Below are 24,853 nucleotides of genomic sequence, written 5' to 3'. Positions count from 1 at the left end.
CCGGCCGGTCCGCACCCTTGTCGGCCTGTTCCGCAACCCTGTTGCCACGCTTTTCGGATTGGATCCACCACGTGATACGGACCGCCCCGTCCGCCCGCCCCCACGGCCCCGCTGCGAGCCGTTCGCCCCTTGCCCCGCGGGTCGTCGGCGCCGCCGCCCTGGCCGCGTTGCTGACCGTCACCGGCTGCTCAGGACACGGCGGTCGGGGCGGCGGTGGCTCGGGAGCGGGGGCGGGAGCGGGCCCGTCCGCTCCCGCGGACGGCGGCGGTCGGCCGGGGGCGGCGGGCAGCGCGCTGCCCGCGCTGGACTCCCTGGACGTCAAGCGCCCGGCGACGAAGACCGGTTACGCCCGGGACCGCTTCGGCTCGGCCTGGGCGGACACCGACGGCAACGGCTGCGGTACCCGCGACGACATCCTCAAGCGGGACCTGCGGGGCGCCGCGTTCCGGGACGCGAAGAAGTGCGTGGTGGTGTCGGGGACCCTCCCGAAGGACCCGTACACGGGCAAGTCGCTGAGCTACCAACGCGGCCGCAGCACCGTCGACATCGACCATGTGGTGGCGCTGTCGGACGCGTGGCAGACGGGTGCGCGGCAGTGGCCGGCGCGCAAGCGGGTGGCGCTGGCGAACGATCCGCTGAACCTGATCGCGGTGGAGGCGTCGGCCAACCGCAGCAAGAGCGACGGGGACGCGGCGGACTGGCTGCCCCCGTACGCCGGTTACCGCTGTACGTATGTCGCGCGCCAGGTGGCGGTGAAGAAGAAGTACGGGCTGTGGGTGACGCGGGCCGAGAAGGACGCGATGGCCAAGGTGCTCAACTCCTGCCCGCGCCAGGCGCTGCCGGGCGGGGGATCGCCGACCGAGGCGCCGGCCCGCTTCACGGCGAAGTAGCCGCCGGCCGCCGCCTGGACCGCCGCTCCTGTACGACGCCGAGCGCCTGCACGGCCCGCACCACGCCTTCCCCACGGAGATCCGCCGGACCCTGTACTGGCTGGGGCAGATGCAGGGTTGATGCGGGCAGGTGGCGCGCAGGACGCCCGGGTGAGCCACCCGGGCGGGCCGCCCGCCCCCGGCCGGAACCGACCCCGGTGCAGCTCGTTGGCCGAAGCAGTGGCCCGGGCCACGCCGACTCCCTAGCATCGATCACTCAAGGTCGTAGCTAGGTCGCAAGTAGGTCGTCATTCCGTACTAGGTCGTCACTCCGTCGCACGATCCGATCTGCCGGGAGGCCATGTGTTCCGCCGTAGGACAGCGCTCTCCGTTTCCGCCGCCGCCGCTCTGCTGGCCGCGACCCCGTTGCTCACCGCCTGCGGCACCGACACCCACCCCGGTGCCGCCGCCGTCGTCGACGGCAAACGGATCACCGTCGCCGAGCTCCAGGCCCGGGTGAAGGACGTCCGCGCCGCACAGGCCGCGTCCCCCCAGGGCAAGGAGATGGTCACGAACACCGGCCGGCTCAGCCTCGCCACCCTCAACGGCATGATCTTCGACGAGGTGCTGGCCCGCGCCGCCGCGGACGCCGGGGTGACGCTCACCCGCGCCGACGTCCAGAAGGGCCGGGCGGCGGTGGAGGACCGGGCCGGCGGCGCCGCCCGCCTGCGGACGATGTGGCTCCAGCAGAGCATCGCCCCCGACCGGATCGACTCGGTGGTCCGCAACCAGCTCCTCCTCGACGGCCTCGCCAAGCACCTGGACGCGGACCGCGGCCGCCCCGACGGCCAGCGCAAGCTCGTCGACGCGCTGTCCAGGACCTCCCGCGCCCTCCGGGTCGACGTCAACCCGCGCTTCGGCAAGTGGGACGACCAGGAGGTCATCCTCGGCGAGACCAAGGACCCGTGGATCGTCCCGGCCACCGCCCACCCGCAGCAGGCGTAGCCACCGGCCCTTCCCCGGGGCGGGGCGGCGGCCCGCCCGCCCCACCCCGGGACCGGGCGGGCCCCCGGAGCCCCTACGCAGGGCACCGACCAGGGGACTCCCGGCGCTGTCGGCGGCGTGCGTTACGTTCGTTCATGTGAACGCTGACGCCGCAGACGCCGCCCCCGCCGCCGCGCCCGACCCCGAGGGCCCCGGCACCGGCCGCCTGGTCCTGCTCACGACCAGCCACCGGGTCGCCCCCGGCGTGCTGTCCTGGCCCGCCTGGCAGACCCTGCGGGCCGCCGACCGCGTCCTGTGCGCCGACCCGCACCACCCGCAACTCCCCTACCTCCGCGAGGCCGGCATCGCGGTCGAGAACGCCGCCCCCACCGCCCGCGAACTGGTCGACGACGTCGTCCCCGGGGACCGCACCGCCGTCGTCCTCACCTCCGCCGACGGCGAGAGCGCCCTCACCGACGGCCTGGCCCGGCTGGCCGGCTCCGGCCGCGAGGCCATGCCCGACCTGGAACTGCTCCCCGGCTCCTACGACCTCCCCGGCGCCCGCCTGCTCGACGTCGTCCAGGTCATGGACCAGATCCGCGCCGAGTGCCCGTGGAGCGGTATCCGCACCCACCGCGACCTGGCCAAGTACGCCATCGAGGAGGCGTACGAGCTGGTCGAGGCCATCGAGGAGGGCGACCGCGAAGCGCTCCGCGAGGAGCTCGGCGACGTCCTCCTCCAGGTCGTCTTCCACGCCCGCATCGCCCAGGACGACCCCGACGAGCCGTTCGCCGTCGACGACGTCGCCGGCACCCTCGTCGAGAAGCTGCTCCACCGCCACCCCCACGTCTTCGGCGACGAGCCCGCCGAGACCCCCGAGGACGTCAAGGCCCACTGGCTCCGCACCAAGGCCGAGGAGAAGCAGCGCGACTCGGTCACGGAGGGCATCCCGCTCGCCCAGCCCGGCCTCGCCCTGGCCGCCAAGCTCGCCTCCCGGGTGCGGACCGCGGGCCTGGCCGTGCCGCTGCCGACGGGAGCCGGGATCGGCTACGAACTTCTCGCGCTGGCCGTCCGGGCCGAGTCGGAGGGCGTGGACCCGGAGGCGGCACTGCGGGCCGCGGCCCGCGCCTATCGGGACGCGGTGGTGGCCGCCGAGGGGGGCGGCGCTTAGTACCGTTGGGGGGACGGGAGTTGAGGGGGAGGGGCCTGGGTGGACGAGGAGTCGGTGGAGCGGATCGCGGCCAGGGCCGCGATGCACCACGCCAGGGAAGCGAGCACCGGAGCACGGCGGCCGGGTGCACCGGCGCCCCCGGCCCGCCCCGCCGCCGTGCGCAACACCGTCTCCGGCGGCAGCGTCCACGGACCTGTCATCCAGGCGGACACCATCAGCACGGTCACCATCCAGGCGCCCGCCTTCCCCAGTGCCGTCCCCGACCCCGAAACCTGGCCGGTCGCCGAGAACCTCGACCCCGTCACCTTCGGGGTGCGCCCCGCGGAGCGTGTGACGGGCCGCCGGGCGGCGCCGCCGTACATCCTCCGCGCACGTGACGGCGACCTCGACACGGCGCTGGAACAGGCCGCTCAGGACGGCGGGTTGGTGCTGGTGATCGGCGAACCGTTCGCCGGCAAGACCCGAACGGCGCTGGCCGGGATGGCCGACCAGCTCCGCGGCTTCCGGGTGTTCGCCCCCGCCCGCGGCACGGACCTGCGCGGCCTGCCCGCGCTGCTGAACGGCCGGCGTGGCCGGTACGCCGTCTGGCTCGACGACCTCGACGGATACCTCGACGACGGCGAAGGCAGGCTGGAACCCCGTCTGCTGGCCCAGTTGGCCGCCCTGAAGGCCGTCGTGGTCGGCACCATGCGCGAGGACGCCTACGACGCGTGCCGCGCCGCGCCCCACGGCCGGGTTCTCGACCTCGCGCGGACCGTCGAGCTGGCCCGCGAGTGGAGCCCGTCCGAACGCGAGCAGGTCTTCCTCGCCCACGACGGCGACCCCCGGCTGGCCGACGCCGCTCGCTCCAGCGGACCGGTGGGTGTCGCCGCGTACCTCACCCTCTCCCCCCTCCTCTGGGAGGAATGGTGGCGCGCCCGCCGCGCCGACCGCCACCCGCGCGGCCACGCCCTGGTCCGCGCCGCCCTGGACCTCGCCCGCTGCGGCCTCACCGGCCCGCTCCCCATGGACCTCCTCCTCAAGGTCCACGAGGGGTACGCGGACGTGACCGGCCTGGAGCGGGAGTCGGCCGAGGACGCCCTCGCCTGGGCGGTCGCACGGCGCCACGGCCTGCTGCCGCTCCTCGTCCGCGTCACCGGGGACACCTGGCGGGCAGCACCGATCCTCGTCGAGGCGGCGGCCCGGCACGACGAACTGCCCGCCGTCCCCGGCCCGGTGTGGGGTTGCGCCCTGGAGACGGCGCGGACGGACCCGGCGTACGACTACGGCGAGGTCGCGGCAGCGGCACGGGCCGCCTTCCGGCGCGCCGCGGACGACGGGGACACCACCGCCCTCCACAGCCTCGGTCTCCTCGCCGAGTCGCTGGGGCAGGGGGAGGAAGCCGAGCAGTGGTTCCGGCGGGCGGCGGCGGCCGGGGAGGCCCGGTCCGCCGGCCGGATCGGCCGGCTGCTCGCCGAACGGGGCGAGGACCGGGCGGCGGAACCCTTCCTGGAGACGGCCGCCGAGGCCGGGGACGCGGAGGCGGCCACGCTCCTGGGGAAGCTGCTGCAAGCACGGGCCGAGCGCTGCTTCAAGGCAGGAGCGCGGCACGGGAGCCCGGAGGCCGCGCAGCTGCTCGGCGATCTGCGGCTCGCCCGGGGCGACGTTGACAACGCCCTCTACAGCTACCTGGACGCGGCCTGGGCCCAGTACGAGCCCGTCGCGAGGAGCATGGGGCTCATCCACCTGCTGTGGCGTGAACACAAGGTCGCCGAGGTCTGGCTGCGGCGTGCGGCCGATTCGGGGGACGCGTGCGCCGCCGACTTCCTGGACCCCCTGAGCGTCGACACTCTGGAACGGGCCGTGGAGTTCTTCCAGGACGATGCCGAGCGGCGTGGCTTCGACGCGTCCAACCTCGGCGTGCTCCTCGAAGAGCACGGCCGCCCCGGCGAAGCCCGCCCCTGGTACCTCAAGGGCTACGAACAGGGCGACGCCTACGGGGCCTTCCGCCTCGCCGAACTCCACAAGAAGGACGGCGACGACGACGAGGCCGGGACCTGGTACCGCAAGGCGGCGGACATGGGCCACCTCGGGGCCAAGCGGGCCCTCGGGGAGGCCCCGGAGCCGTAGGCGGCCGACACCGAGCCGGCTGGCTGGTAGCGCCCCGCGGGGTGGCCCCGCCCGGACGAACCGGAATGGTTCACCGGACGGGACCCTTCCCTCACCGCGCCGCGACGGCGCGGCACCCTTCGGGGGAGCGCCCGGAACGCTCCCCGCAGGACGGACCGGGGCCGTGAGCCGAGCCCGTCGGCTCAGACAGGACGTGTCTCGTCCCGCTCAGGGGTTGCCCGGTCGGGGGAGTCGTAGGCGGGCGCGGGCAGCCGGGCGCCCCGGCTCACCGCGACCCGCCGCACGTTGGTGAGCGATGCGGTCAAGTCGCTCGCGAGCAGCTGGATTTCGCCGGGTGTCCAGGACTGTTCGCGCAGGACGATCCGGGCTTCCTCGATGAGTTCGGCCGCAACGTCGAGTTGTTCCGCCTCGACCCGGTCGGCCATGCGGGAGACGTATCCGGTCCCGTCGCTCGCGAGGAGGTAGCAGGGCTTCCCTTCCAGGCTGCTCCATGGCAGAAGCCGCCCGCCTTCCATGAGCCGTCGAATAGGCTCGGTCATGTCGTCAACCTCCGAGGGGTTGGTGGCCACGCCCTCGGGCCGGTGCACGCCGGTCGCGAGGGTTCTGCGTTTCTTCACGCTGTGTGGTCGTTCCCTCACAGATTCGGGCCTGTTCTGGCTACGCTGCTAGTAGGGCGAGCCTGACAACGCACCTTTCAACTCGGGGAGTTAGCCCATGAAAAAGGACTGCCGGCCGCGCACTCCCAGGGAGAAGTACGGGGAGGAGCTGAGGATCCGGCGCATCGCGGCCGGTATGACGCAGGAAGCACTGAGTGAGCGTGTGGTGTGCTCGCCCACGCTTATCAGTCACATGGAGGCGGGCAGGCGGCTTCCGAAGCCGGATGACGCGCAGCGGATCGACCAGGCGTTGGGGACGGACGGGTTCTTCGTTCGGTGGTTGGAGGATCTGGAGTCGAAGTACGCCGACTACTTCGCGGCTGCGGCGGAGTTGGAGAAACAGGCCAAGCTGATCCAGCAGTTCGCGCTGTCGTTGGTGCCCGGCGTGCTTCAGACCGACGACTACGCGCGGGCGGTATTCGCTGCATACCGCCCCAACCACACGCCCGAGGAACTTGACGACGAGGTTGTCACTCGAACACAGCGTGCCCGGATTCTCGACGGGCCGTTGAAACCGGTGGTCTGGACGTTGCTCGACGAGTCCGTGCTGCGGCGCCGCGTCGGCGGCCCCCAGGTCATGGCCGAGCAACTGCACAAGATCGCAGACCTGGCCGAGGCCGGACGGCTGCGGCTGCACGTGCTTCCTTACGGCGTCGGAGCGCACGGGCTCATGGAGAGTTACCTCACGCTCATGAGCTTCGAGGACTCCGCCCCGGTGGCCTACGTCGAAGGCTTTCTGACCGGCAACTTGATGGACGATCCGGCGCTGGTGGCCGCCAGTCAGACCGCTTACGCTCTAGCTCTGAGCGACGCGTTGTCGCAACAGGAGTCACTGGCCCTCGTCAGGGCAGCAGCGGAGGAACACGCACATGGTCAGTAGTGAGCACACCGTCTCCGACTCGTCCATGCTCACCGGCTGGTACAAGTCCAGCTACAGCGGTGGCGGTCAAGGCGACTGCCTTGAGGTCGCCCGCGGCCACGCCACCATCCCCGTCCGCGACAGCAAGCACCCCACCGGCCCCGCGCTGACCTTCTCTCCCGCAAGCTGGTCGTCCTTCGTCACGGCCGTCAGCCGCGGGGAGTTCTCCGCCTGAGCCACTCCGCCACCCACACCCCCACCACCGCAACCGCCATCCCCGCCCCCAGCACGCACACGCCGCCCCAGCCGCCCAGGCCCCACACCATCGATGTCAGGGCGGAGCCGACCGCGCCGCCGACGAAGTAGCTGGTCATGTAGGCCGAGTTGAGGCGGTTGCGGGCCTCGGGGCGGATCGCGTAGACGAGGTTCTGGTTGCTGACGTGTACGGCGTGGGCGGCGAGGTCGAGGACGATCACCCCGGCCAGCAGGGCCGCCAGTGACCAGGCGCCGCCCGTGCCGCCGGCCGCCAGCAGGCCCCAGGAGCCCAGGAGCAGGAACGCGCTGACGCCGGTGACGCGGTGTGCCAGCCCCCGGTCCGCCAGGCGTCCGGCCGTCGAGGCGGCCAGCGAACCGGCCGCGCCGACCAGTCCCAGCAGCCCGATCGTCGACTCCTGCCAGCCGTACGCGGGCCCCGACAGCAGGAAGACCAGCGCCGTCCACAGGACGCTGAAGCCCGCGAAGGTCAGTGCGCCGAGCGCCGCCCGCCAGCGGAGCACCGGCTCCTGCGCGAACAGCGCCAGGGTCGAGCGCAGCAGGGCCGGGTAGCGCAGCCCGGCGGTGGTGCGGAGGGCCGGGAGGCGGAGGCGGAGCAGTACCGCCATCAGCAGCATCAGGGCGGCGTTGACCCAGTAGACGGTGCGCCAGCCGCCGAGTTCGGCCAGCAGACCGGCCGCGGTGCGGGCCAGCAGGATGCCCAGCAGCAGGCCGGTCATGACGGTGCCGATGGTCCGGCCGCGCTCGGCGGGGGCGGACAGGGTCGCCGCGAACGGCATGACGACCTGGGCGGCGACGGAGGTGAGGCCGGTGAGGGCGGTGCCCGTCAGCAGCAGCGCGGCGTTCGGGGCGCTCGCCGTCACGGTCAGGAAGACGGCGGTCAGGGCGCAGAGGACGACCGCGAGCCGGCGGCGTTCCAAGAGGTCGCCGAGGGGGACGAGGAGCAGCAGTCCGAGGCCGTAGCCGGTCTGGGCGACGGTGACGACCAGGGCGGTGGTGCCGGTGGAGAGGTGGAGGTCGCGGCCTATGACGTCCAGGAGGGGCTGGGCGAAGTAGTTGCCGGCGACCGAGAGGCCGGTGGCGACGGACATCAGGGGCAGGGTGCCGCGGCCCAGCCGGGTCGCCGGTACCTCTGCTCGGGGTTCCGGATTGCCTCCGGGGGCCGCGTTCGGGCCGTTCTCGTGGTGCGCGGCGTGCGCGGCGGTGTTCATGCGGCCCAGCGTCCCGTTCGGGCCATCCATCGGTCCAACACATAGTTTTCATCGCATCGATCGTGGATTGCGATGGATGGTGAAGGGCGGGGGAGGCGCGGCGCGTGTCTACGATCGCGCGCATGGAGCTCCAGCAGATGCGGTACGTCGTCGCGGTCGCCGAGACCGGTGGGTTCACCCGGGCCGCGGAGCGCTGCCATGTGGTGCAGTCCGCGCTCAGCCACCAGATCGCGCGGTTGGAGAAGGAGCTGGGGGCCCGGCTCTTCGACCGGACGAGCCGGAGCGTGCGGTTGACCGTCGCCGGGGAGGCGTTCCTTCCGGTCGCCCGGCAGACGTTGCAGGCCGCCGAGCGGGCCCGGGCGGAGGTGGAGGCGGTGACCGGCGAGGTGCGCGGGCGGCTGGCGGTGGGCGCGATCTCCACCGTCGGGGCGGTCGATCTCGCCCGTGAGCTGGGCGCGTTCGGTACGAGGTACCCGAAGGTGCGGATCAGCCTCCAGATGGACATGAGCGATCCGCTGATCGAGCGGGTGCGGGAGGGCGCGCTGGACGTGGCGTTCGTCGGGCTGGTGCCCGGGGCGCGCACGGTCGGCGTGCGGGAGGAGGTGCTGGCGCGCGGGGAGCTGGTCGTGGTGGTGCCGCCGGAGCATCCGCTGGCCGGGCGGGAGCGGACGACGCTGGCGCGGGTGGCGCGGGAGACCTTCGTCGACTACGCCGAGGGCTCGGCGGCGCGGCGCCAGCGCGAGGAGGCGTTCCGGGCGGCGGGGCTGACGACGCAGGTGGCGTTCGAGGTGACCACCGTCGAGTTCCTGGCGGACCTGGTCCGGGCCGGGCTCGGGATCGGCATGGTGCCGGAGGTGTCCGCCCGCAGACTGGCCGGGCTGCGCATCGTGCGGGTGCGGCCGGCGCCGGAGCGGACCGAGCGGGTGGTGTGGAGCGGACTGGGGCCGTCGCCGGCCGCGGCGGCGTTCCTGGCGGGGCTGGGCGTGGAGACGGGGTGAGGCCCCTGGGTGGGGTGGGGCGGGTGCGGCACCGGTTACGGTCGAGAGGTGCAGCACAAGCCCGACGCCCAGCCGGAGACCGGATCCGACGCCCACCCGGAGACCGGATCCGACGCCCGCCCGGAGCCCCGGCTCCCGGCCCGCCCGGAAGCCCCGGCCGGGCCCCCGCCCGCCGACGCCGCCGGCGGCTGCCCGGTGCCCGCCGCCGGTCCGGTCCCCGCCCTCTTCTCCTGGGAGTTCGCCGCCGACCCGTACCCGGCGTACGCCTGGCTGCGCGAGCACGCGCCGGTGCACCGGACGCGGCTGCCCAGCGGCGTCGAGGCATGGCTGGTCACCCGTTACCCGGACGCCCGGCAGGCGCTCGCCGACGCCCGGCTGTCGAAGAACCCGGTGCACCACTCCGACGCCGCGGACGGCAAGGGCAAGACCGGCATTCCGGGCGAGCGCGGCGCCAACCTGATGACGCACCTGCTGAACATCGACCCGCCGGACCACACCCGGCTGCGCCGCCTGGTCTCCAAGGCGTTCACCCCGCGCCGGGTCGCCGCGTTCGCGCCGCGCATACAGGAGCTGACCGACCAGCTGATCGACGCCATGGTCGAAAAACAGCACGGCGCGCAGCGGGGGAGCGCCGACCTGATCCACGAGTTCGCCTTCCCGCTGCCGATCTACGCGATCTGCGACCTGCTCGGCGTCCCGCCCGAGGACCAGGACGACTTCCGGGACTGGGCGGGCATGATGATCCGGCACGGCGGCGGGCCGCGCGGCGGCGTCGCCCGGGCCGTGAAGAAGATGCGGGCGTACCTGGCCGAGCTGATCCACCGCAAGCGGGCCGACCTCGGGGACGACCTGATCTCCGGGCTGATCCGGGCCTCCGACCACGGCGAGCACCTCACGGAGAACGAGGCCGCGGCGATGGCCTTCATCCTGCTCTTCGCCGGCTTCGAGACCACCGTCAACCTCATCGGCAACGGCGCCTACGCGCTGCTCCGCCACCCCGCCCAGCGTGAACTGCTCCAGAAGTCGATCGCGGCCGGCGACACCGAACTGCTCGGCACCGCGGTCGAGGAACTGCTCCGCTACGACGGCCCCGTTGAGCTGGCCACCTGGCGGTACGCGACCCGGGAGCTGACGCTCGGCGGGCAGCGGATCGCCGAGGGGGACCCGGTGCTGGTGGTGCTGGCCGCCGCCGACCGCGATCCGGCGCGGTTCGAGGAGCCGGACGTGCTCGACCTCACCCGGCGTGACAACCCGCATCTGGGATACGGGCACGGCATCCACTACTGCCTCGGCGCGCCGCTGGCCCGCCTCGAAGGGCAGACCGCGCTGGCGACCCTGCTGACCCGGCTCCCGGACCTCCGACTTGCGGCGGAATCGGACGATCTTCGGTGGCGCGGCGGGCTCATCATGCGCGGACTCCGCACTTTGCCGGTGGAGTTCACGCCCGAACCGTCCTGACCAGGGAGAGTCCCAGAACTGACGCTCAGTCAGCCACGTGACCATTGCGTGATCTCCACTACACCGACTTGTGACTGCCCGTAACCCCGGCTACCTTTCGACCGGCGATCGCGGTCGATCGCGGGCTGCTCCACGGCAACCCCTCCGACCCCGATCCGACAACTCAACCGCCGCGCGAAAGGCAACCGCATGCGTTCCGGGAACGGCCGGCATCGTCGCCCCCGACAAGCACCGGCCATCTTTGTCACGGCAGGAGTGACCGGCGCGGGCCTGGCCCTGCCGCTGTTCACCGCGGGCGGCGCCCAGGCGGCCGACACCGCGACCTGGGACCGCGTCGCGCAGTGCGAGAGCGGTGGGGTGTGGAGCTCCGCCACCGGCAACGGCTTCTACGGCGGCCTCCAGCTCACCCAGGAGATGTGGGACGACTACGGCGGCTCCGCCTACGCCTCCCGCCCCGACCTCGCCAGCCGCGCCCAGCAGATAGCCGTGGCCCAGGCGATCCTCGACGACCGCGGCCCCGACGCCTTCCCCAGCTGCGCGGTCAACGCCGGCCTGACCAAGGGCGGCCGCAAGCCCGCCGTCGACCCGGGCTCCACCAGCCGGCCGGCGCCGCGCCCGACCCACGGCCACACCGGCACCGGCGACCCCGCCGACTCCGACACGGCCGGGGACGCCGCCGGCAAGAAGGGCGACCCGGACGACGCGGGCCCGGCCGGCAAGACCCCCGAGCCGTCCGGCGGCGATTCCGGCCGTGATTCCGGCAGTGGTGCCGACGGCGGTTCGGACGGCGACACCGGCGCGGACGGCGGCTCCGGCTCCGACGCCCCGGACGCACTCCCGGCGACCCCGGGCCCGACGGACTCCCCGTCCGCGTCCCCCGCCCCGTCCGGCTCCGAAGCGCCCACCGGCGCCCCGTCCACCTCCCCTTCCGGCCCTTCCGACCCTTCCGGCTCGGCTTCCCCGGCTTCCCCGACCTCCCCGACCCCTCCGGTTACGTCCGGCCCCACCGAGCCCGGTGACCCGGCCACGCCGCCCGCCACCGGCAAGCACCGCGGTGCGCCGGACGGCGGCGCGGACGACGGGGACGGCCGGGACGGCGGCAGCGGCCGGCACGCCTCCCGCGGCGGGGACGAGCCCCGCACGCCCCCGGCGGACGGCGGCAGCTACCGCGTACGCCCGGGTGACAACCTGTCAGCGATCGCCGACAGTCACGGCCTGCCGGGCGGCTGGCCCGCGCTCTACCACCGCAACCAGGACCTCATCGGCTCCGACGCGGACCTCATCCACCCCGGCCAGCTGCTCGATCTGGGCCGGACACAGGGGTAGTTACCGGCGGTTCGCTGCATTTCGTAGCGTTTCGTAAAAGTGAGATATGGCTCTCGTTGCGGGGGATGGGGGTGCGCCCCGTCCCCCGTTTCCATACCGGGGTCGACCTGCGGAAATGTCCACCCTGATGATCAAAAACGGTCAACTTGGTTCAGAAGATGGGGTTTGAACACCAACGGGGTTACTGCTTACGGTCGGGACCGCTCGCCAAAGCGAGCCCTCCGATCGCACGCCGAGTCCTGCCGGCGGTCGGAGTCGACGACGCGCAAGCGCCGAAGGCAGGAGCGGGGGACCCAAGGTAAGTGCCGGCCCCGCCCGTGAGAACGGGTCGTCGGCTTGGGGTGAAGCCGCGTGTGCTCCACACGCGGCCGGGCAGCTCACACGGCCCGAACCCGACAGCTCACCTCGTAGGCGTCGGTGAGGAAACGAACGCACGATGCTGATCAACAAGGGCAAGCACCGCCGCAGCTCCAAGGCCGTCCGCGTCGCCACCCTGGCCGGTGTCGCCGGCGCCGCCGTCGCCGTCCCGCTGATGGGTGCCACCTCCGCTTCCGCCGCCTCGGTCGCCACCTGGGACAAGGTCGCCCAGTGCGAGTCCGGCGGCAACTGGTCGATCAACACCGGTAACGGCTACTACGGTGGCCTGCAGTTCTCGAACTCCAGCTGGGCCGCCGCCGGTGGTACCCAGTACGCGGCCCGCGCCGACCTGGCCACCAAGGCCCAGCAGATCGCCGTCGCCGAGAAGCTCCTCGCCCTCCAGGGCCCGGGTGCCTGGACCTGCGCCGGCGCCGGCAACCTGACCGCCGGTGGCCCGGCCGCCAACGTCGACACCTCCGGCGCCACCGTCAAGAAGAGCCAGGGCGCCTCCGAGGCCCGCAAGCAGACCCAGGGCACCACCAAGAAGTCCGCCCCGGTCCGCGAGAAGGTCGAGAAGGCCCAGCCGGCCCCGCAGCACTCGCACCGCTCCGGCGACACCTACACCGTCAAGGCTGGCGACACCCTCGCCAAGATCGCCAAGGCGCACGGCACCAACTGGAAGTCGCTCTACGCCGCCAACAAGTCCGTCGTCGGCGGCAACCCCAACCTCATCTTCCCGGGCCAGAAGCTCAGCATCTGAGCCGTACCGGTTGCCCCTGAGAGCTGCCCCGCCGCGGCGCGTACCCCCGAGCGCGCCACGGCGGGGCTTCTCCGTTGTCGGGACCCGGACGCCGCGCCGCGGACCCGGCCGCCCGCCCCGCGCCGCCCGGCACACGCCCTGACGTGCGCGGTCTCCCGAGGCCCCGGACGGCCGGGCGCGGCGTTACCCGCATAGCGAACATCATCCGGAAACCTCCCGTGAACTGGGCTTTTGGGCAGCTTGTTGGGTAATTCCGTCCCACGGAGCGGGCCACAGGCGAGCGGATCCGCCCGGGGCCGTTAGGCTCATGCCGAGAACTCCAGACATCCAAGAAGGAGACAACGTGCCGTCCATCGACGTCGTCGTAGCCCGCGAAATTCTCGACTCGCGAGGTAATCCCACGGTCGAGGTCGAGGTCGGCCTCGACGACGGCAGCACCGGCCGTGCCGCCGTTCCGTCCGGCGCCTCCACTGGTGCCTTCGAGGCCATCGAGCTGCGGGACGGCGACCCCAACCGCTACCTCGGCAAGGGTGTGGAGAAGGCCGTCCTCGCCGTCATCGAGCAGATCGGCCCGGAGCTCGTCGGCTACGACGCGACCGAGCAGCGGCTGATCGACCAGGCGATGTTCGACCTGGACGCCACCGACAACAAGGGCTCGCTGGGCGCCAACGCCATCCTCGGCGTCTCCCTGGCCGTCGCGCACGCCGCCTCCGAGGCCAGCGACCTGCCGCTGTTCCGCTACCTCGGTGGCCCGAACGCGCACGTCCTGCCCGTCCCGATGATGAACATCCTGAACGGCGGCTCGCACGCCGACTCCAACGTGGACATCCAGGAGTTCATGATCGCGCCGATCGGCGCGGAGTCCTTCTCCGAGGCGCTGCGCTGGGGCGCCGAGGTCTACCACACCCTCAAGAAGGTCCTGAAGGCCAAGGGCCTGGCCACCGGCCTCGGCGACGAGGGCGGCTTCGCCCCCAACCTCGGCTCCAACCGCGAGGCCCTGGACCTGATCCTGGAAGCCATCAAGGAAGCCGGCTACGCCCCCGGCCAGGACATCGCGCTCGCGCTGGACGTCGCCGCCTCCGAGTTCTACAAGGACGGCAAGTACCAGTTCGAGGGCAAGGAGCGCTCCGCCGCCGAGATGACGGAGTACTACGAGGAGCTGGTGGCGGCCTACCCGCTGGTCTCCATCGAGGACCCGCTGTTCGAGGACGACTGGGCCGGCTGGAAGGTCATCACCGACAAGCTCGGCGCCAAGGTGCAGCTGGTCGGCGACGACCTGTTCGTCACCAACCCGGAGCGCCTGGCCCGCGGTATCGAGGAGGGCTCCGCCAACGCCCTGCTGGTGAAGGTCAACCAGATCGGTTCGCTGACCGAGACCCTGGACGCCGTCGAGCTGGCCCAGCGCAACGGCTTCAAGTGCATGATGTCGCACCGCTCCGGTGAGACCGAGGACGTCACCATCGCCGACCTCGCCGTCGCCACCAACTGCGGCCAGATCAAGACCGGCGCCCCGGCCCGCTCCGAGCGCGTCGCCAAGTACAACCAGCTGCTGCGCATCGAGGAGATCCTCGACGACGCCGCGGTGTACGCCGGTCGCAGCGCGTTCCCCCGCTTCAAGGGCTGATGCCCTGAAGCCCGGCGTGCGGCGCCGCACGGGCTGACGGCCACCCCGCCGTGTTCGCCCCGCGCGCCGCACCGCAGCACCGCAGCACCGTCCGGCCCCGCTCCCGAGGACTCGACCGAGGACTCGACGGGGGAGCAACGCCGCGGTGAAGCGCACCGTCCCCGGCACCGGTCCCGTACCGTTGCCGGGGACGTACGTCGTGATGACCGCCGTGACGACGTCGGGACGGAAGCTGAAGGGGAGGCGAGGCCACGTGCCCGCGGACCGGTTCTCCACCGCGACCCGGCTCAAGGCGCTCGGTGAACAGGCCGCCGCCCGCGTCTACCGCGCCAAGCGGCGGCCCCGCCGCAACCGCCTCACCGGCCGCGCCGCCCTGCTGGCACTGGTGATGTGCTCCCTGGTGGTCGCCCTCGCCTACCCGATAAGGCAGTACATCTCCCAGCGCTCGGACATCTCCGACCAGCGCCGCAAGGCCCAGGACGCCGCCGCCGCGCTCGACCGGCTGCGCGACGAGAAGGCCCGCTGGCAGGACCCGGCGTACGTCCGGCAGCAGGCCCGCCGCCACCTGCACTACGTCATGCCGGGCGAGACCGGGTACATCGTCCAGGACGGCTCCGGAGTCCGCGCGGCGCCCAAGGCGGCCAAGGCGGCCCAGCTCCCCTGGTACGACAAGCTCTGGGAGTCCGTGGACGCCGCCGACGCCGCTGACGCCGCCGGCACGGTCGACGCGGCCGGTACCGCCGCCGCGGTCAAGCGGTAGCCCGCACCGGCCGGTACCGGCGAGACTGTACGGGCGGGTCCGCACACGGCCGAACAGGATTCCACCGACGCCGGCCGCCCGCCACCCGCCCATCCCCTTGCCACCCACCGAAAGCGCACATGGACACCGCCCCTCCCCAGACCGAGCCCACCGAGCCCACCGCCGCGGACATCGCCGCCTTCAAGGAGCAACTCGGCCGCCCGCCGCGCGGCCTGCGTGCCATCGCGCACCGCTGCCCGTGCGGGCAGCCGGACGTCGTGGAGACCGCGCCGCGCCTGGAGGACGGCACCCCCTTCCCCACGCTCTACTACCTCACCTGCCCGCGCGCCGCGTCCGCGATCGGCACGCTGGAGGCCAACGGCGTGATGAAGGAGATGACCGAGCGGCTGGCGAACGACCCGGAGCTGGCCGCCGCCTACCGCGCGGCCCACGAGGACTACATCCGCCGGCGGGACGCCATCGAGGTGCTCCAGGGCTTCCCGAGCGCGGGCGGCATGCCCGACCGGGTCAAGTGCCTGCACGTGCTCGTCGGCCACTCGCTGGCCGCCGGTCCCGGCGTCAACCCGCTCGGCGACGAGGCCCTGGCGATGCTCCCCGAGTGGTGGCGCAAGGGCCCGTGCGTGACGCCGTGCACGGAGAGCGGCCCGAACCCCGCGCACACCTCCGAAACCCGGCGGGACGCCGCCGAGGGCGCCGACGGTCCCGAAGGAGACGCCAAGTGAAGCGGGTCGCCGCCATCGACTGCGGTACCAACTCCATCCGCCTGCTGGTCGCCGACCTCGACCCGGAGACCGGTGAGCTGAAGGACCTGGACCGCCGGATGGAGATCGTCCGTCTGGGGCAGGGCGTGGACCGGACGGGGCGGCTGGCGCCCGAGGCGCTGGAGCGCACCTTCGCGGCCTGCCGGGAGTACGCCGCGGTGATCAAGGAGCTGGGCGCGGAGCGGCTGCGGTTCGTGGCGACGTCCGCCTCCCGGGACGCCGAGAACCGCGACGTGTTCGTCCGCGGGGTGGTGGACATCCTGGGCGTCGAGCCCGAGGTGATCAGCGGTGACCAGGAGGCGGAGTTCTCCTTCATCGGCGCCACCAAGGAGCTGACCGGCCACCCGCACATCGAACTCCCCTACCTCGTCGTGGACATCGGCGGCGGCTCCACGGAGTTCGTGCTCGGCGACCGCTCGGTCCGGGCGGCCCGCTCGGTCGACGTCGGCTGCGTCCGGATGACCGAGCGCCACCTCCTCCACGGCGGCGAGGTCTCCGACCCGCCCGCGCCGGAGCAGATCGCCGCCATCAAGGCCGATATCGCCGCGGCCCTGGACCGCGCCGAGGAGACCGTCCCGCTGACCGAGGCCGCCACGCTGGTCGGCCTGGCCGGCTCGGTGACCACCGTCGCCGCGGTCGCACTCGGTCTGGAGCAGTACGAGTCCGCGGCCATCCACCACTCCCGGATGTCCCGGGCCACGGTCGCCGAGATCACCGAGCGGCTGCTGACCTCCACCCACGCCGAGCGCGCGGCGATCCCCGTCATGCACCCCGGCCGGGTCGACGTCATCGGCGCCGGCGCCCTGGTGCTGCTGTCGATCATGGAGCGGGTCGGCGCCGACGAGGTCGTCGTCAGCGAACACGACATTCTGGACGGCATTGCTTGGCATGCGGCACTCGACGACGAGTGACACTTCGCGAGTGATGCCCGACGGCACCGCCCGGCACGCCGCACTCGATGACGAGTAACCCTCCAGCTGGGGGGACGGCCCGGATCCTGTGGGATCCGGGCCGTCCTCTCTCAGATGCTGCGGTAGACGTCGCGCCGGTCGCCGACCTTGACGACGAGGATGATGAGCTCGCCGTCCTCGACCTGGTAGGCGATCCGGTAGTTGCCGACCCGGAGCCGATAGAGGCCCGACGGGCCGGTGAGTTTCTTGATGTCGGCGTCCTCGCGGTACGGATCGTCGCCGAGCGCGGTCAGCGCGGCCAGGATGCGCATGGCGGCAGGCCGGTCGATTGCTCGAAGTTGCCGCTGCGCCGCTGCGGTGAACCGGAACGCGTACTTCACGCCGCGCCTTCGGGGCGCTCGGTGAACAGGTCTGCCAGCAACTCGGCCATGGTCACGGTCGGGCCGCCCTCGGCCAGGACCGCTTCCGCCTCCCGGGCCAGCAACACATCGGCCGCCTCCTCAAGCGCGTCGAAGTCCGCGATCGGCACCACGGCCGCCACCGGTTTGCCATTGCGGGTGATCACCGTGGGTGAGCCCTCCTCGGCACGATTGATGTGGTCCGCCAGGTGTGCACGGGCTTCCCGTACGGTCACGGTGCTCTCGGCCATAAGGGAAGTGTACGCGCCTTCGTGTACACGCGCCGCTCGGAGGGGGTGACGCTTCGGGGGCGATACTCGACGGAATCGCCTGGAGCATCGCCTGACCGGCGCGCCGGTCAGGCCCTCGGAGCGGGGCCGCAACCGCCGTCCGCACCGCGGTTCTTGAGCGGGCGCGGCGCCGTCCGAGCACGTTTCGGGGCCTCTGAGGGGGTCCCGGAAGGGCGCCCGGAAAGAAAGTTCGTGAAATCCTTCACATGAAAAACCCGCCTCTCGGGCGAACTATCGGGCCATCCGTCCCTCATTCGAAGGTCCTAGGACTCATCTGCCCGAGAATTGCGGGGTCTACGGTGGGTCTCCGCCGTGTTACGACAGTGCCCTCCAAGGGCCTGGTACGGCCGCCCACAGCGGGACAAGCCCTGATCAACAGGGGTGTTCAACGTGTCGCGTTATACCGTGGTTCCCCGAACGCGCTATGGCGTCGGTCACGAAGCCGGCGGAGTGTAGCAGATGCCTCCTTCATTCTTGTGAAGGGGCTCACGAGCGACCCCCCATGTGGGGGTGGATACTCGATTGCATGAGCACCACGGAGCGTCCCAGGATCCTCGTTGTAGGCGGTGGGTACGTTGGCCTGTACGCGGCGCGCCGCATCCTGAAGAAGATGCGGTACGGCGAGGCGACCGTCACGGTCGTCGACCCTCGCTCGTACATGACGTACCAGCCCTTCCTCCCTGAAGCTGCGGCCGGCAGCATCTCCCCCCGCCACGTTGTGGTCCCGCTGCGGCGCGTGCTGCCCAAGGCGGAGGTCCTCACCGGCCGGGTGACCACCATCGATCAGGACCGCAAGGTCGCCACCATCGCCCCGCTCGTGGGCGATGCGTACGAGCTGCCCTTCGACTACCTGGTCGTCGCGATGGGCGCGGTCTCCCGTACCTTCCCGATCCCCGGCCTGGCCGAGAACGGCATCGGCATGAAGGGCGTCGAGGAGGCCATCGGCCTGCGCAACCACGTCCTGGAGCAGCTGGACAAGGCTGACTCCACGACCGACGAGGAGGTCCGCCGCAAGGCGCTGACCTTCGTCTTCGTCGGCGGTGGCTTCGCCGGTGCGGAGACTGTCGGCGAGGTCGAGGACATGGCCCGCGACGCCGCCAAGTACTACAAGAACGTCAAGCGCGAGGACATGCGCTTCCTGCTGGTCGACGTGGCGGACAAGATCCTCCCCGAGGTCGGTCCGAAGCTCGGCGCCTACGGCAAGGAGCACCTGGAGTCCCGGGGCGTCGAGATCTACCTCAAGACCGGCATGGACTCCTGCGTCGACGGCCACGTCATGCTCAACAACGGCCTTGAGGTGCTGTCCAACACCATCGTGTGGACCGCCGGCGTCAAGCCGAACCCGGCGCTCTCCCGCTTCGGTCTGCCGCTGGGCCCGCGCGGCCACATCGACGCCGAGCCCACCCTCCAGGTCAAGGGCACCGACTACATCTGGGCGGCCGGCGACAACGCCCAGGTCCCCGACCTGGTCGGCCGCAAGAACGGCAACGAGAACGCCTGGTGCCCGCCGAACGCGCAGCACGCGCTGCGGCAGGCCAAGGTCCTCGGCGACAACGTGGTCTCCGGCATGCGGGGCTTCCCGCAGAAGGAGTACAGCCACGCCAACAAGGGCGCGGTGGCGGGCCTCGGCCTCCACAAGGGCGTCGCGATGATCGTCATGGGCAAGATGAAGATCAAGCTCAAGGGCCGTCTCGCCTGGTACATGCACCGCGCGTACCACGGCATGGCGATGCCGACGTTCAACCGCAAGATCCGGGTCTTCGCCGACTGGACGCTGGCCACCTTCCTCAAGCGCGAGGTGGTTTCGCTCGGCGCCATGGAGAACCCCCGCGAGGAGTTCTACGAGGCCGCCAAGCCCGCCCCCGCTCCGGCCGCCGCGGCCGACGGAGGCAAGCCGAAGGCCAAGGCTTCCTGAACCATCGGTCGGGTACTCCGACCAGCCCGAAGGGCGTCCGCCATCCGTGGGGCGGGCGCCCTTCGGCGTGCTCGGGTGTGGCCGAAAGCGCACGCTGTGTTGTTCTCTGGCAGGCGAACGGGACTATCGAGGCGCCCACTTGGCGTTTACGTGGTGGGTGAAACTTCTTTGCCCGACTCGTCATGACGGAGGTGTTGCGACATGGCCGGTGCCGCTGGGCGGCTCACCAAGATCGCCGAGGAGGTGCTGGGAGCCCCGCTCCCGGTGCGGATCCGCGCCTGGGACCGTAGCGAGTCCGGCCCGCCGGGGGCCCCTACGCTCGTCATCCGCAATCGCCGGGCACTGCGGCGACTGCTCTTCAAACCCGGCGAACTGGGCCTGGCCCGCGCCTGGGTGGCCGGCGACATCGACGTCGACGGCGACCTCTACACCGCGCTGGACCTGCTCGCCGGGATGATCTGGGAGCGCGGCGACGCCGCCCCCAAGCCGCGCGCCGCCGTGCTGCGCGCCCTGGCCCGTCCCGAGGTCCGGGCCGGCGCCAAGGAACTGCTGTCCCTGGCCGGCCTGCCCGTCCCGCCCGCGCCGCCCGCCGAGGAGGCCCGCCCGCGCCGCGGGGCGCTGCACTCCCTGCTCCGCGACCGGCAGGCCATCAGCCACCACTACGACGTCGGCAACGACTTCTACGCGCTGGTGCTCGGCCCGTCCATGGTCTACTCCTGCGCCTACTGGGGGCCCACCGCGGAAGCGGCCGACGGCGCCGCCACCCTGGAGGACGCCCAGCGCGACAAGCTCGACCTGATCTGCCGCAAGCTCGGCCTGAAGGAGGGGCAGCGGCTGCTGGACGTGGGCTGCGGCTGGGGCTCGATGGTGCTGCACGCGGCCCGCGAGTACGGCGTCCGAGCGGTCGGCGTCACCCTCTCCCAGGAGCAGGCCACCTACGCCCGCAAGCGGATCGCGGACGCCGGACTCGCGGACCGGGTCGAGATCCGGGTGCAGGACTACCGCGAGATCACCGACGGGCCGTTCGACGCGATCTCCTCGATCGGGATGGCCGAGCACGTCGGCCGGGCCCGGTACGCGGAGTACGCGAGCGCGCTGTACGCCCTGCTGAAGCCCGGCGGGCGGCTGCTCAACCACCAGATCGCGCGGCGGCCGCTGGCCGACGAGGAGACGTACCGCGTCGACGAGTTCATCGACCGCTACGTCTTCCCCGACGGTGAGCTGGCGCCGGTGGGGCAGACCGCCGGCCAGCTGGAGGACGCCGGCTTCGAGGTGCGGGACGTGGAGGTGATCCGGGAGCACTACGCGCTGACGCTGCGTCAGTGGGTGGCCAACCTGGAGGCCCACTGGGCGGAGGCGACCCGCCTCACCACCCCCGGCCGGGCCCGGGTCTGGCGGCTCTACATGGCCGCCTCGGCGCTGTCGTTCGAGCGCAACCGGATAGGAGTCAACCAGGTCCTGGCGGTCCGCACACCGGACTCCGGCGCCGCCGGGCTGCCGCTGCGGGCCCGCGACTGGCGGGGCTGATCCGGCGGGCGCCCCCCGCCCCCGGCGCGGCGGGGGCGCCCACGGCCGAGGGCCCCGGGCCCCCACCCGGCAGGGCGGGGGCCCGGGGCCCTCGGGCCGTCCGGGCCGCTGGGCGACCGCGGTCCGGCTACTCCGCCTTGATGGCCTGGAGCATGTTGAGCTTCGCCGCCCGGCGGGCCGGCCACAGTGCGGCCAGTACGCCCACCAGCGCGGACACCGCGAGGAAGACGGCCATCCGGCCCCAGGGCATGACCAGTTCGTAGGTCGGCAGCGAGCCGCCGATCAGCTCACCGGCCGCCCAGCCGAAGAACACGCCCAGGCCGATGCCCAGCACCCCGCCGAAGAGCGAGATCACCAGCGACTCCAGCCGCACCATCCGCTTGATGCCGCGGCGGTCCAGGCCGATGGCGCGCAGCATGCCGATCTCCTGGGAGCGCTCGAAGACCGACATCGCCAGCGTGTTGATCACGCCGAGCACCGCCACGATCACCGCCATGGCCAGCAGGCCGTAGACCATGTTCAGCAGCAGGGTGAACGTCTGGGCGATGGCGTCGGAGACGTCCTTCTTGTCCGCGACGGTGATCGCCGGGTTCTTGCCGAGCGCCTTGACCAGGGACTCCTTGGTCTCGGGGGTGGCGCCGTGCTGCGTCTTGACCATCACCTGCATATCGGTGACGTGCTTCTGGTGCGGGGCGAGCGTGCCGTTGTCCAGGAGGAGGCCCCGGATCACCTCGTTGCCCTCGTAGACCCCGCCGATGGTCAGCGTGCCCTTCTTGCCGTCCTCGAAGGTCACCGGGACGCGGGAGCCGGGGTGCCAGCCCTTCTCCTTGGCGAGGGTGTCGTCCACGACGGCCCGGTCGCCGTGCAGCGTGCCGAGGGCGCCCTCGGTGAAGTCGAGCCGGGTGAGCCGGTCGAAGTCCTTGCCGTTGACGCCGGTCAGGTACTCGGTGGTGGTGCCGATCCGGGCCGGGGAGTTGCGCAGCGGGCTGGACGCGGTGACTCCGTCCGCGGCCGCGAGCTGCTTGGCCACGTCGGGGGAGAGCGGCGAACGGTTCGCCATGGAGACCACGTAGTCGGCCTTGAGCGCGGCGGTGGCCATCTTGTCGATGCCCTGCTGCACACTGCCGGCGATCACCGTCAGGCCGGTGATCAGGGTCAGCCCGATCATCAGCGCGGAGGCGGTGGCGGCCGTCCGGCGCGGGTTGCGGACCGCGTTCTGCCGGGCGAGGACGCCGGAGATCCCGAAGAGCCGCAGCACCGGGGAGGCCAGCGCGACCAGCGGGCGGGACAGCAGCGGCGTCAGCACGAACACGCCGATCAGCAGCAGCGCCGCACCGGCGGCCATGGTGGCCTTGCCGTCGGACATCCCGGTGGCGATCAGGACCGCGGCCGTGCCGGCGCCGGCGAAGAGCGCACCGATGGTGTTGCGGACCACCAGCGACTTGGTGGTGGCGGTGGCGTGCAGGCTGTTCATCGCGGCGACCGGCGGGATCTTCGCTGCCCGGCGGCCGGGCAGCCAGGCGGCCAGGACCGTGACGACGATGCCGACCACCAGGGCGGTCACGATCGTGCTGGGCGAGATCACCAGCGGGCCGTCGGGCACCTTCGCGCCGGTGGCGTTCATCAGCGAGCGCAGGGCCGCGCCGATGCCGATACCGGCCAGCAGACCGGTCACCGCGGCCACCGCGCCGACCACGAACGCCTCGGTCAGCACCGAGCGGGTGACCTGGCGGCGGCTGGCGCCGACCGCGCGCAGCAGCGCCAGTTCCTTGGTGCGCTGGGCGACCAGCATGGTGAAGGTGTTGGCGATGATGAAGATGCCGACGAAGAGCGCGATGCCGGCGAAGGCCAGCAGGGCGGTCTTCACCCCGTCCATGCTCTGGGCGATCATCTTCGCCTGGTCGTCGGCGAGTTGCCGGCCGGTGGTGGCCTCGGTGCCCTGGGGGAGCACCTTCTGCACCGTGTCCTTCAGCGCCGTCTGGGAGGTGCCCGCCGCGGCCTTGATGTCGATCTCGTCGAACTGGCCGGGGGCCGCGAACAGCTTCTGGGCGGTGGCGGTGTCGAACAGCGCAAGGGTGCCGCCGGCGTGGACCCGGGCGTCGCCGGTGGTGAAGATGCCGGTCAGCTTCTGCTCCCGGACCGGGCCGTCGACGGATATCCGGACGGTGTCGCCGACCTTGTAGCCGCCGTGGTCGGCGGTGCGGGCGTCCAGCGCGAATTCGTGCGGGCCCTTGGGGGCGGCGCCGTTGCGCAGCGGATAGCGGGCGTCGGTGCCGTCGTGGCCGGGGAAGTAGTTGCTGCCGGTGGTCGAGAAGCCGTCGCCGATCATCGTGCCGCTCTTGTCGGCGATGGCGGTGAAGCCGGAGACGGTGCCGGTGGCGGAGGCGGCGCCGGGCAGGTGCGCGGCCTTGTCCAGCAGCTTCGTGTCGAGCGCGGAGCGCGCTCCGGGCGCGGCGTCGGCGCGGTCGGAGCCACCGCGCTTGATGGCCACGTCGACGTTGTCGAAGCCCTTGCGGGCGGAGGACTGGAGGGCGTCGGAGATGGTCGAGGTGAAGACCAGGGTGCCGGAGACGAAGGCCACGCCGAGCATCACGGCGAGTACGGTCATCAGCAGCCGGGCCTTGTGCGCGAGCACATTGCGCAAGGCGGTACGGAACATGGGTGGGTCAGTCCTGGAGGAGTGGTCCGGGGTGTCCGGGCGGGGAGGGTGGCTGCTGCCGGTCAGCTGACGCGGTCCGTGGAGTCGAAACCGGGGGTCCGGGGCCGCGCGGCGGAGCCGCCGGCGCCACCGCCCCCGGAGAGGCCGAGCATGCGCTCCAGCACCATGTCGGCGCTGGGGTCGGGCATGTCGTCGACGATCCGGCCGTCGGCGAGGAACACCACGCGGTCCGCGTACGACGCCGCGACCGGGTCGTGCGTCACCATCACCACCGTCTGGCCCAGCTCGCGCACGGAGTTGCGCAGGAAGCCGAGGACCTCGGCGCCGGAGCGGGAGTCGAGGTTGCCGGTGGGCTCGTCGGCGAAGATGATCTCGGGCCGGGAGGCCAGGGCGCGGGCCACCGCCACGCGCTGCTGCTGGCCGCCGGAGAGCTGGCTCGGGCGGTGCTTGAGCCGGCCGGCCAGGCCGACGGTCGCAACGACGCGGTCCAGCCAGGCGCGGTCCGGCTTCCGGCCGGCGATGTCCATGGGGAGGGTGATGTTCTCCAGGGCGGTGAGCGTCGGGAGGAGGTTGAACGCCTGGAAGACGAAGCCGATCTTGTCGCGCCGGAGCTGGGTGAGCTTCTTGTCCTTCAGCCCGGTCAGCTCGACGTCGCCGATCTTCGCGGACCCGCCGGAGATCGCGTCCAGGCCGGCCATGCAGTGCATCAGCGTGGACTTGCCGGACCCGGAGGGGCCCATGATCGCGGTGAACTGGGCCTGGCGGAAGTCGACGGAGACCGCGTCCAGGGCGACCACCCGGGTCTCGCCGTGTCCGTAGACCTTGGTGAGATCCGTGGCGCGGGCGGCCACCGCGGTGCTGCGGCCGGCGAGGGAGACGCCGGAGTGGGTGGTGGTCACGGGAAAGGGCTCCTGTCGGGACGGGGATCGGGCCGCTCCCGCGCCGGCTCGATGCCGCGGTGGGTGGGCGGTGGGACA

The 24,853-nt window shown here is 72.3% G+C and carries 22 protein-coding genes and 1 riboswitch; of the genes, 16 read left to right on the top strand and 6 right to left on the bottom strand.

What is annotated here, in order from left to right; genetic code table 11:
- Positions 1-71 precede the first annotated feature (71 nt).
- From CG747_RS31005 to CG747_RS30990, 4 genes are all read left to right on the top strand, one after another.
- Entirely contained in the window at positions 72-890 is an 819-nt protein-coding gene (locus tag CG747_RS31005) for an HNH endonuclease family protein (RefSeq protein ID WP_100605172.1), read from the top strand.
- A gap of 342 nt (positions 891-1,232) precedes the next feature.
- Positions 1,233-1,874, top strand: coding sequence for a SurA N-terminal domain-containing protein (locus CG747_RS31000; protein WP_100605171.1), 642 nt, complete (start codon positions 1,233-1,235; stop codon positions 1,872-1,874).
- 136 nt (positions 1,875-2,010) lie between these two features.
- On the top strand, positions 2,011-3,024 hold the full coding sequence (locus CG747_RS30995; protein WP_100605170.1) for a nucleoside triphosphate pyrophosphohydrolase: 1,014 nt from the start codon (positions 2,011-2,013) through the stop codon (positions 3,022-3,024).
- A gap of 39 nt (positions 3,025-3,063) precedes the next feature.
- A complete protein-coding gene (locus CG747_RS30990; protein ID WP_180985768.1) occupies positions 3,064-5,133 on the top strand; it encodes a tetratricopeptide repeat protein in 2,070 nt (689 codons plus the stop codon).
- A 182-nt stretch (positions 5,134-5,315) separates the two neighbouring features.
- Here the strand turns inward: CG747_RS30990 and CG747_RS30985 are convergent, their stop codons facing one another.
- The gene (locus CG747_RS30985; RefSeq protein WP_308303816.1) at positions 5,316-5,750 is read right to left on the bottom strand and encodes a hypothetical protein; all 435 of its coding nucleotides are present in this window, start codon (positions 5,748-5,750) and stop codon (positions 5,316-5,318) included.
- A gap of 97 nt (positions 5,751-5,847) precedes the next feature.
- Between CG747_RS30985 and CG747_RS30980 the strand changes: the two genes are divergently transcribed.
- Together CG747_RS30980 and CG747_RS30975 are read left to right on the top strand one after the other, a co-directional pair.
- Positions 5,848-6,669, top strand: a complete 822-nt coding sequence (locus CG747_RS30980) for a helix-turn-helix transcriptional regulator (RefSeq protein WP_100605169.1) — start codon at positions 5,848-5,850, stop codon at positions 6,667-6,669.
- Entirely contained in the window at positions 6,659-6,883 is a 225-nt protein-coding gene (locus CG747_RS30975) for a DUF397 domain-containing protein (RefSeq protein ID WP_100605168.1), read from the top strand. Before CG747_RS30980 ends, CG747_RS30975 begins: the two co-directional genes overlap by 11 nt.
- Here the strand turns inward: CG747_RS30975 and CG747_RS30970 are convergent.
- Positions 6,858-8,132: an MFS transporter gene (locus CG747_RS30970; protein WP_374701845.1), complete on the bottom strand. Its 1,275-nt coding sequence runs from the start codon at positions 8,130-8,132 to the stop codon at positions 6,858-6,860. The two genes, CG747_RS30975 and CG747_RS30970, sit on opposite strands and share 26 nt — an antisense overlap.
- A gap of 122 nt (positions 8,133-8,254) precedes the next feature.
- Between CG747_RS30970 and CG747_RS30965 the strand changes: the two genes are divergently transcribed.
- The 8 genes from CG747_RS30965 (at position 8,255) to CG747_RS30930 (ending at position 17,087) form a co-directional block, all read left to right on the top strand.
- Positions 8,255-9,130 carry a LysR family transcriptional regulator gene (locus CG747_RS30965; protein ID WP_100605167.1) on the top strand — a complete coding sequence of 292 codons (876 nt, stop codon included), beginning with the start codon at positions 8,255-8,257 and terminating at the stop codon, positions 9,128-9,130.
- A 195-nt stretch (positions 9,131-9,325) separates the two neighbouring features.
- Entirely contained in the window at positions 9,326-10,588 is a 1,263-nt protein-coding gene (locus CG747_RS30960; RefSeq protein ID WP_100605262.1) for a cytochrome P450, read from the top strand.
- Positions 10,589-10,843: 255 nt separating this feature from the next.
- Complete coding sequence (locus tag CG747_RS30955) at positions 10,844-11,914, top strand: transglycosylase family protein (RefSeq protein ID WP_308303815.1); 1,071 nt, start codon at positions 10,844-10,846, stop codon at positions 11,912-11,914.
- A gap of 260 nt (positions 11,915-12,174) precedes the next feature.
- Positions 12,175-12,343: riboswitch (cyclic di-AMP (ydaO/yuaA leader) on the top strand.
- 7 nt (positions 12,344-12,350) lie between these two features.
- Entirely contained in the window at positions 12,351-13,031 is a 681-nt protein-coding gene (locus CG747_RS30950) for a transglycosylase family protein (protein ID WP_100605165.1), read from the top strand.
- A gap of 307 nt (positions 13,032-13,338) precedes the next feature.
- A complete protein-coding gene (eno, locus tag CG747_RS30945) occupies positions 13,339-14,655 on the top strand; it encodes a phosphopyruvate hydratase (RefSeq protein ID WP_100605164.1) in 1,317 nt (438 codons plus the stop codon).
- Between the two features lie 253 nt (positions 14,656-14,908).
- Positions 14,909-15,415 (top strand): septum formation initiator family protein, encoded by a 507-nt coding sequence (locus CG747_RS30940; protein ID WP_100605261.1) that lies wholly within the window; start codon positions 14,909-14,911, stop codon positions 15,413-15,415.
- Positions 15,416-15,534: 119 nt separating this feature from the next.
- Positions 15,535-16,137, top strand: coding sequence for a DUF501 domain-containing protein (locus CG747_RS30935; protein ID WP_100605163.1), 603 nt, complete (start codon positions 15,535-15,537; stop codon positions 16,135-16,137).
- The gene (locus CG747_RS30930; protein WP_100605162.1) at positions 16,134-17,087 is read left to right on the top strand and encodes a Ppx/GppA phosphatase family protein; all 954 of its coding nucleotides are present in this window, start codon (positions 16,134-16,136) and stop codon (positions 17,085-17,087) included. The genes CG747_RS30935 and CG747_RS30930 overlap by 4 nt, the downstream gene beginning before the upstream one ends.
- A 110-nt stretch (positions 17,088-17,197) precedes the next feature.
- Here CG747_RS30930 and CG747_RS30925 read toward each other — a convergent pair whose 3' ends face one another.
- The gene (locus tag CG747_RS30925; RefSeq protein WP_100605161.1) at positions 17,198-17,467 is read right to left on the bottom strand and encodes a type II toxin-antitoxin system RelE/ParE family toxin; all 270 of its coding nucleotides are present in this window, start codon (positions 17,465-17,467) and stop codon (positions 17,198-17,200) included.
- Positions 17,464-17,736, bottom strand: coding sequence for a type II toxin-antitoxin system Phd/YefM family antitoxin (locus CG747_RS30920; protein WP_100605160.1), 273 nt, complete (start codon positions 17,734-17,736; stop codon positions 17,464-17,466). The genes CG747_RS30925 and CG747_RS30920 overlap by 4 nt, the downstream gene beginning before the upstream one ends.
- A 565-nt stretch (positions 17,737-18,301) precedes the next feature.
- Here CG747_RS30920 and CG747_RS30915 point away from each other — a divergent pair.
- Both CG747_RS30915 and CG747_RS30910 read left to right on the top strand, forming a co-directional pair.
- Positions 18,302-19,690, top strand: coding sequence for an NAD(P)/FAD-dependent oxidoreductase (locus CG747_RS30915; protein ID WP_100605159.1), 1,389 nt, complete (start codon positions 18,302-18,304; stop codon positions 19,688-19,690).
- 201 nt (positions 19,691-19,891) lie between these two features.
- Entirely contained in the window at positions 19,892-21,217 is a 1,326-nt protein-coding gene (locus CG747_RS30910; protein WP_100605158.1) for a cyclopropane-fatty-acyl-phospholipid synthase family protein, read from the top strand.
- Positions 21,218-21,344: 127 nt separating this feature from the next.
- Here the strand turns inward: CG747_RS30910 and CG747_RS30905 are convergent, their stop codons facing one another.
- On the bottom strand, positions 21,345-23,876 hold the full coding sequence (locus tag CG747_RS30905; protein ID WP_100605157.1) for an ABC transporter permease: 2,532 nt from the start codon (positions 23,874-23,876) through the stop codon (positions 21,345-21,347).
- Between the two features lie 62 nt (positions 23,877-23,938).
- Positions 23,939-24,775: an ABC transporter ATP-binding protein gene (locus tag CG747_RS30900; protein ID WP_100605156.1), complete on the bottom strand. Its 837-nt coding sequence runs from the start codon at positions 24,773-24,775 to the stop codon at positions 23,939-23,941.
- Positions 24,776-24,853 lie beyond the last annotated feature (78 nt).

Origin of the sequence: Streptomyces sp. CB02959 (assembly GCF_002803155.1) — a bacterium.
GTDB lineage: Bacteria > Actinomycetota > Actinomycetes > Streptomycetales > Streptomycetaceae > Streptomyces.
This window is presented reverse-complemented; position numbering and strand designations above follow the sequence as displayed.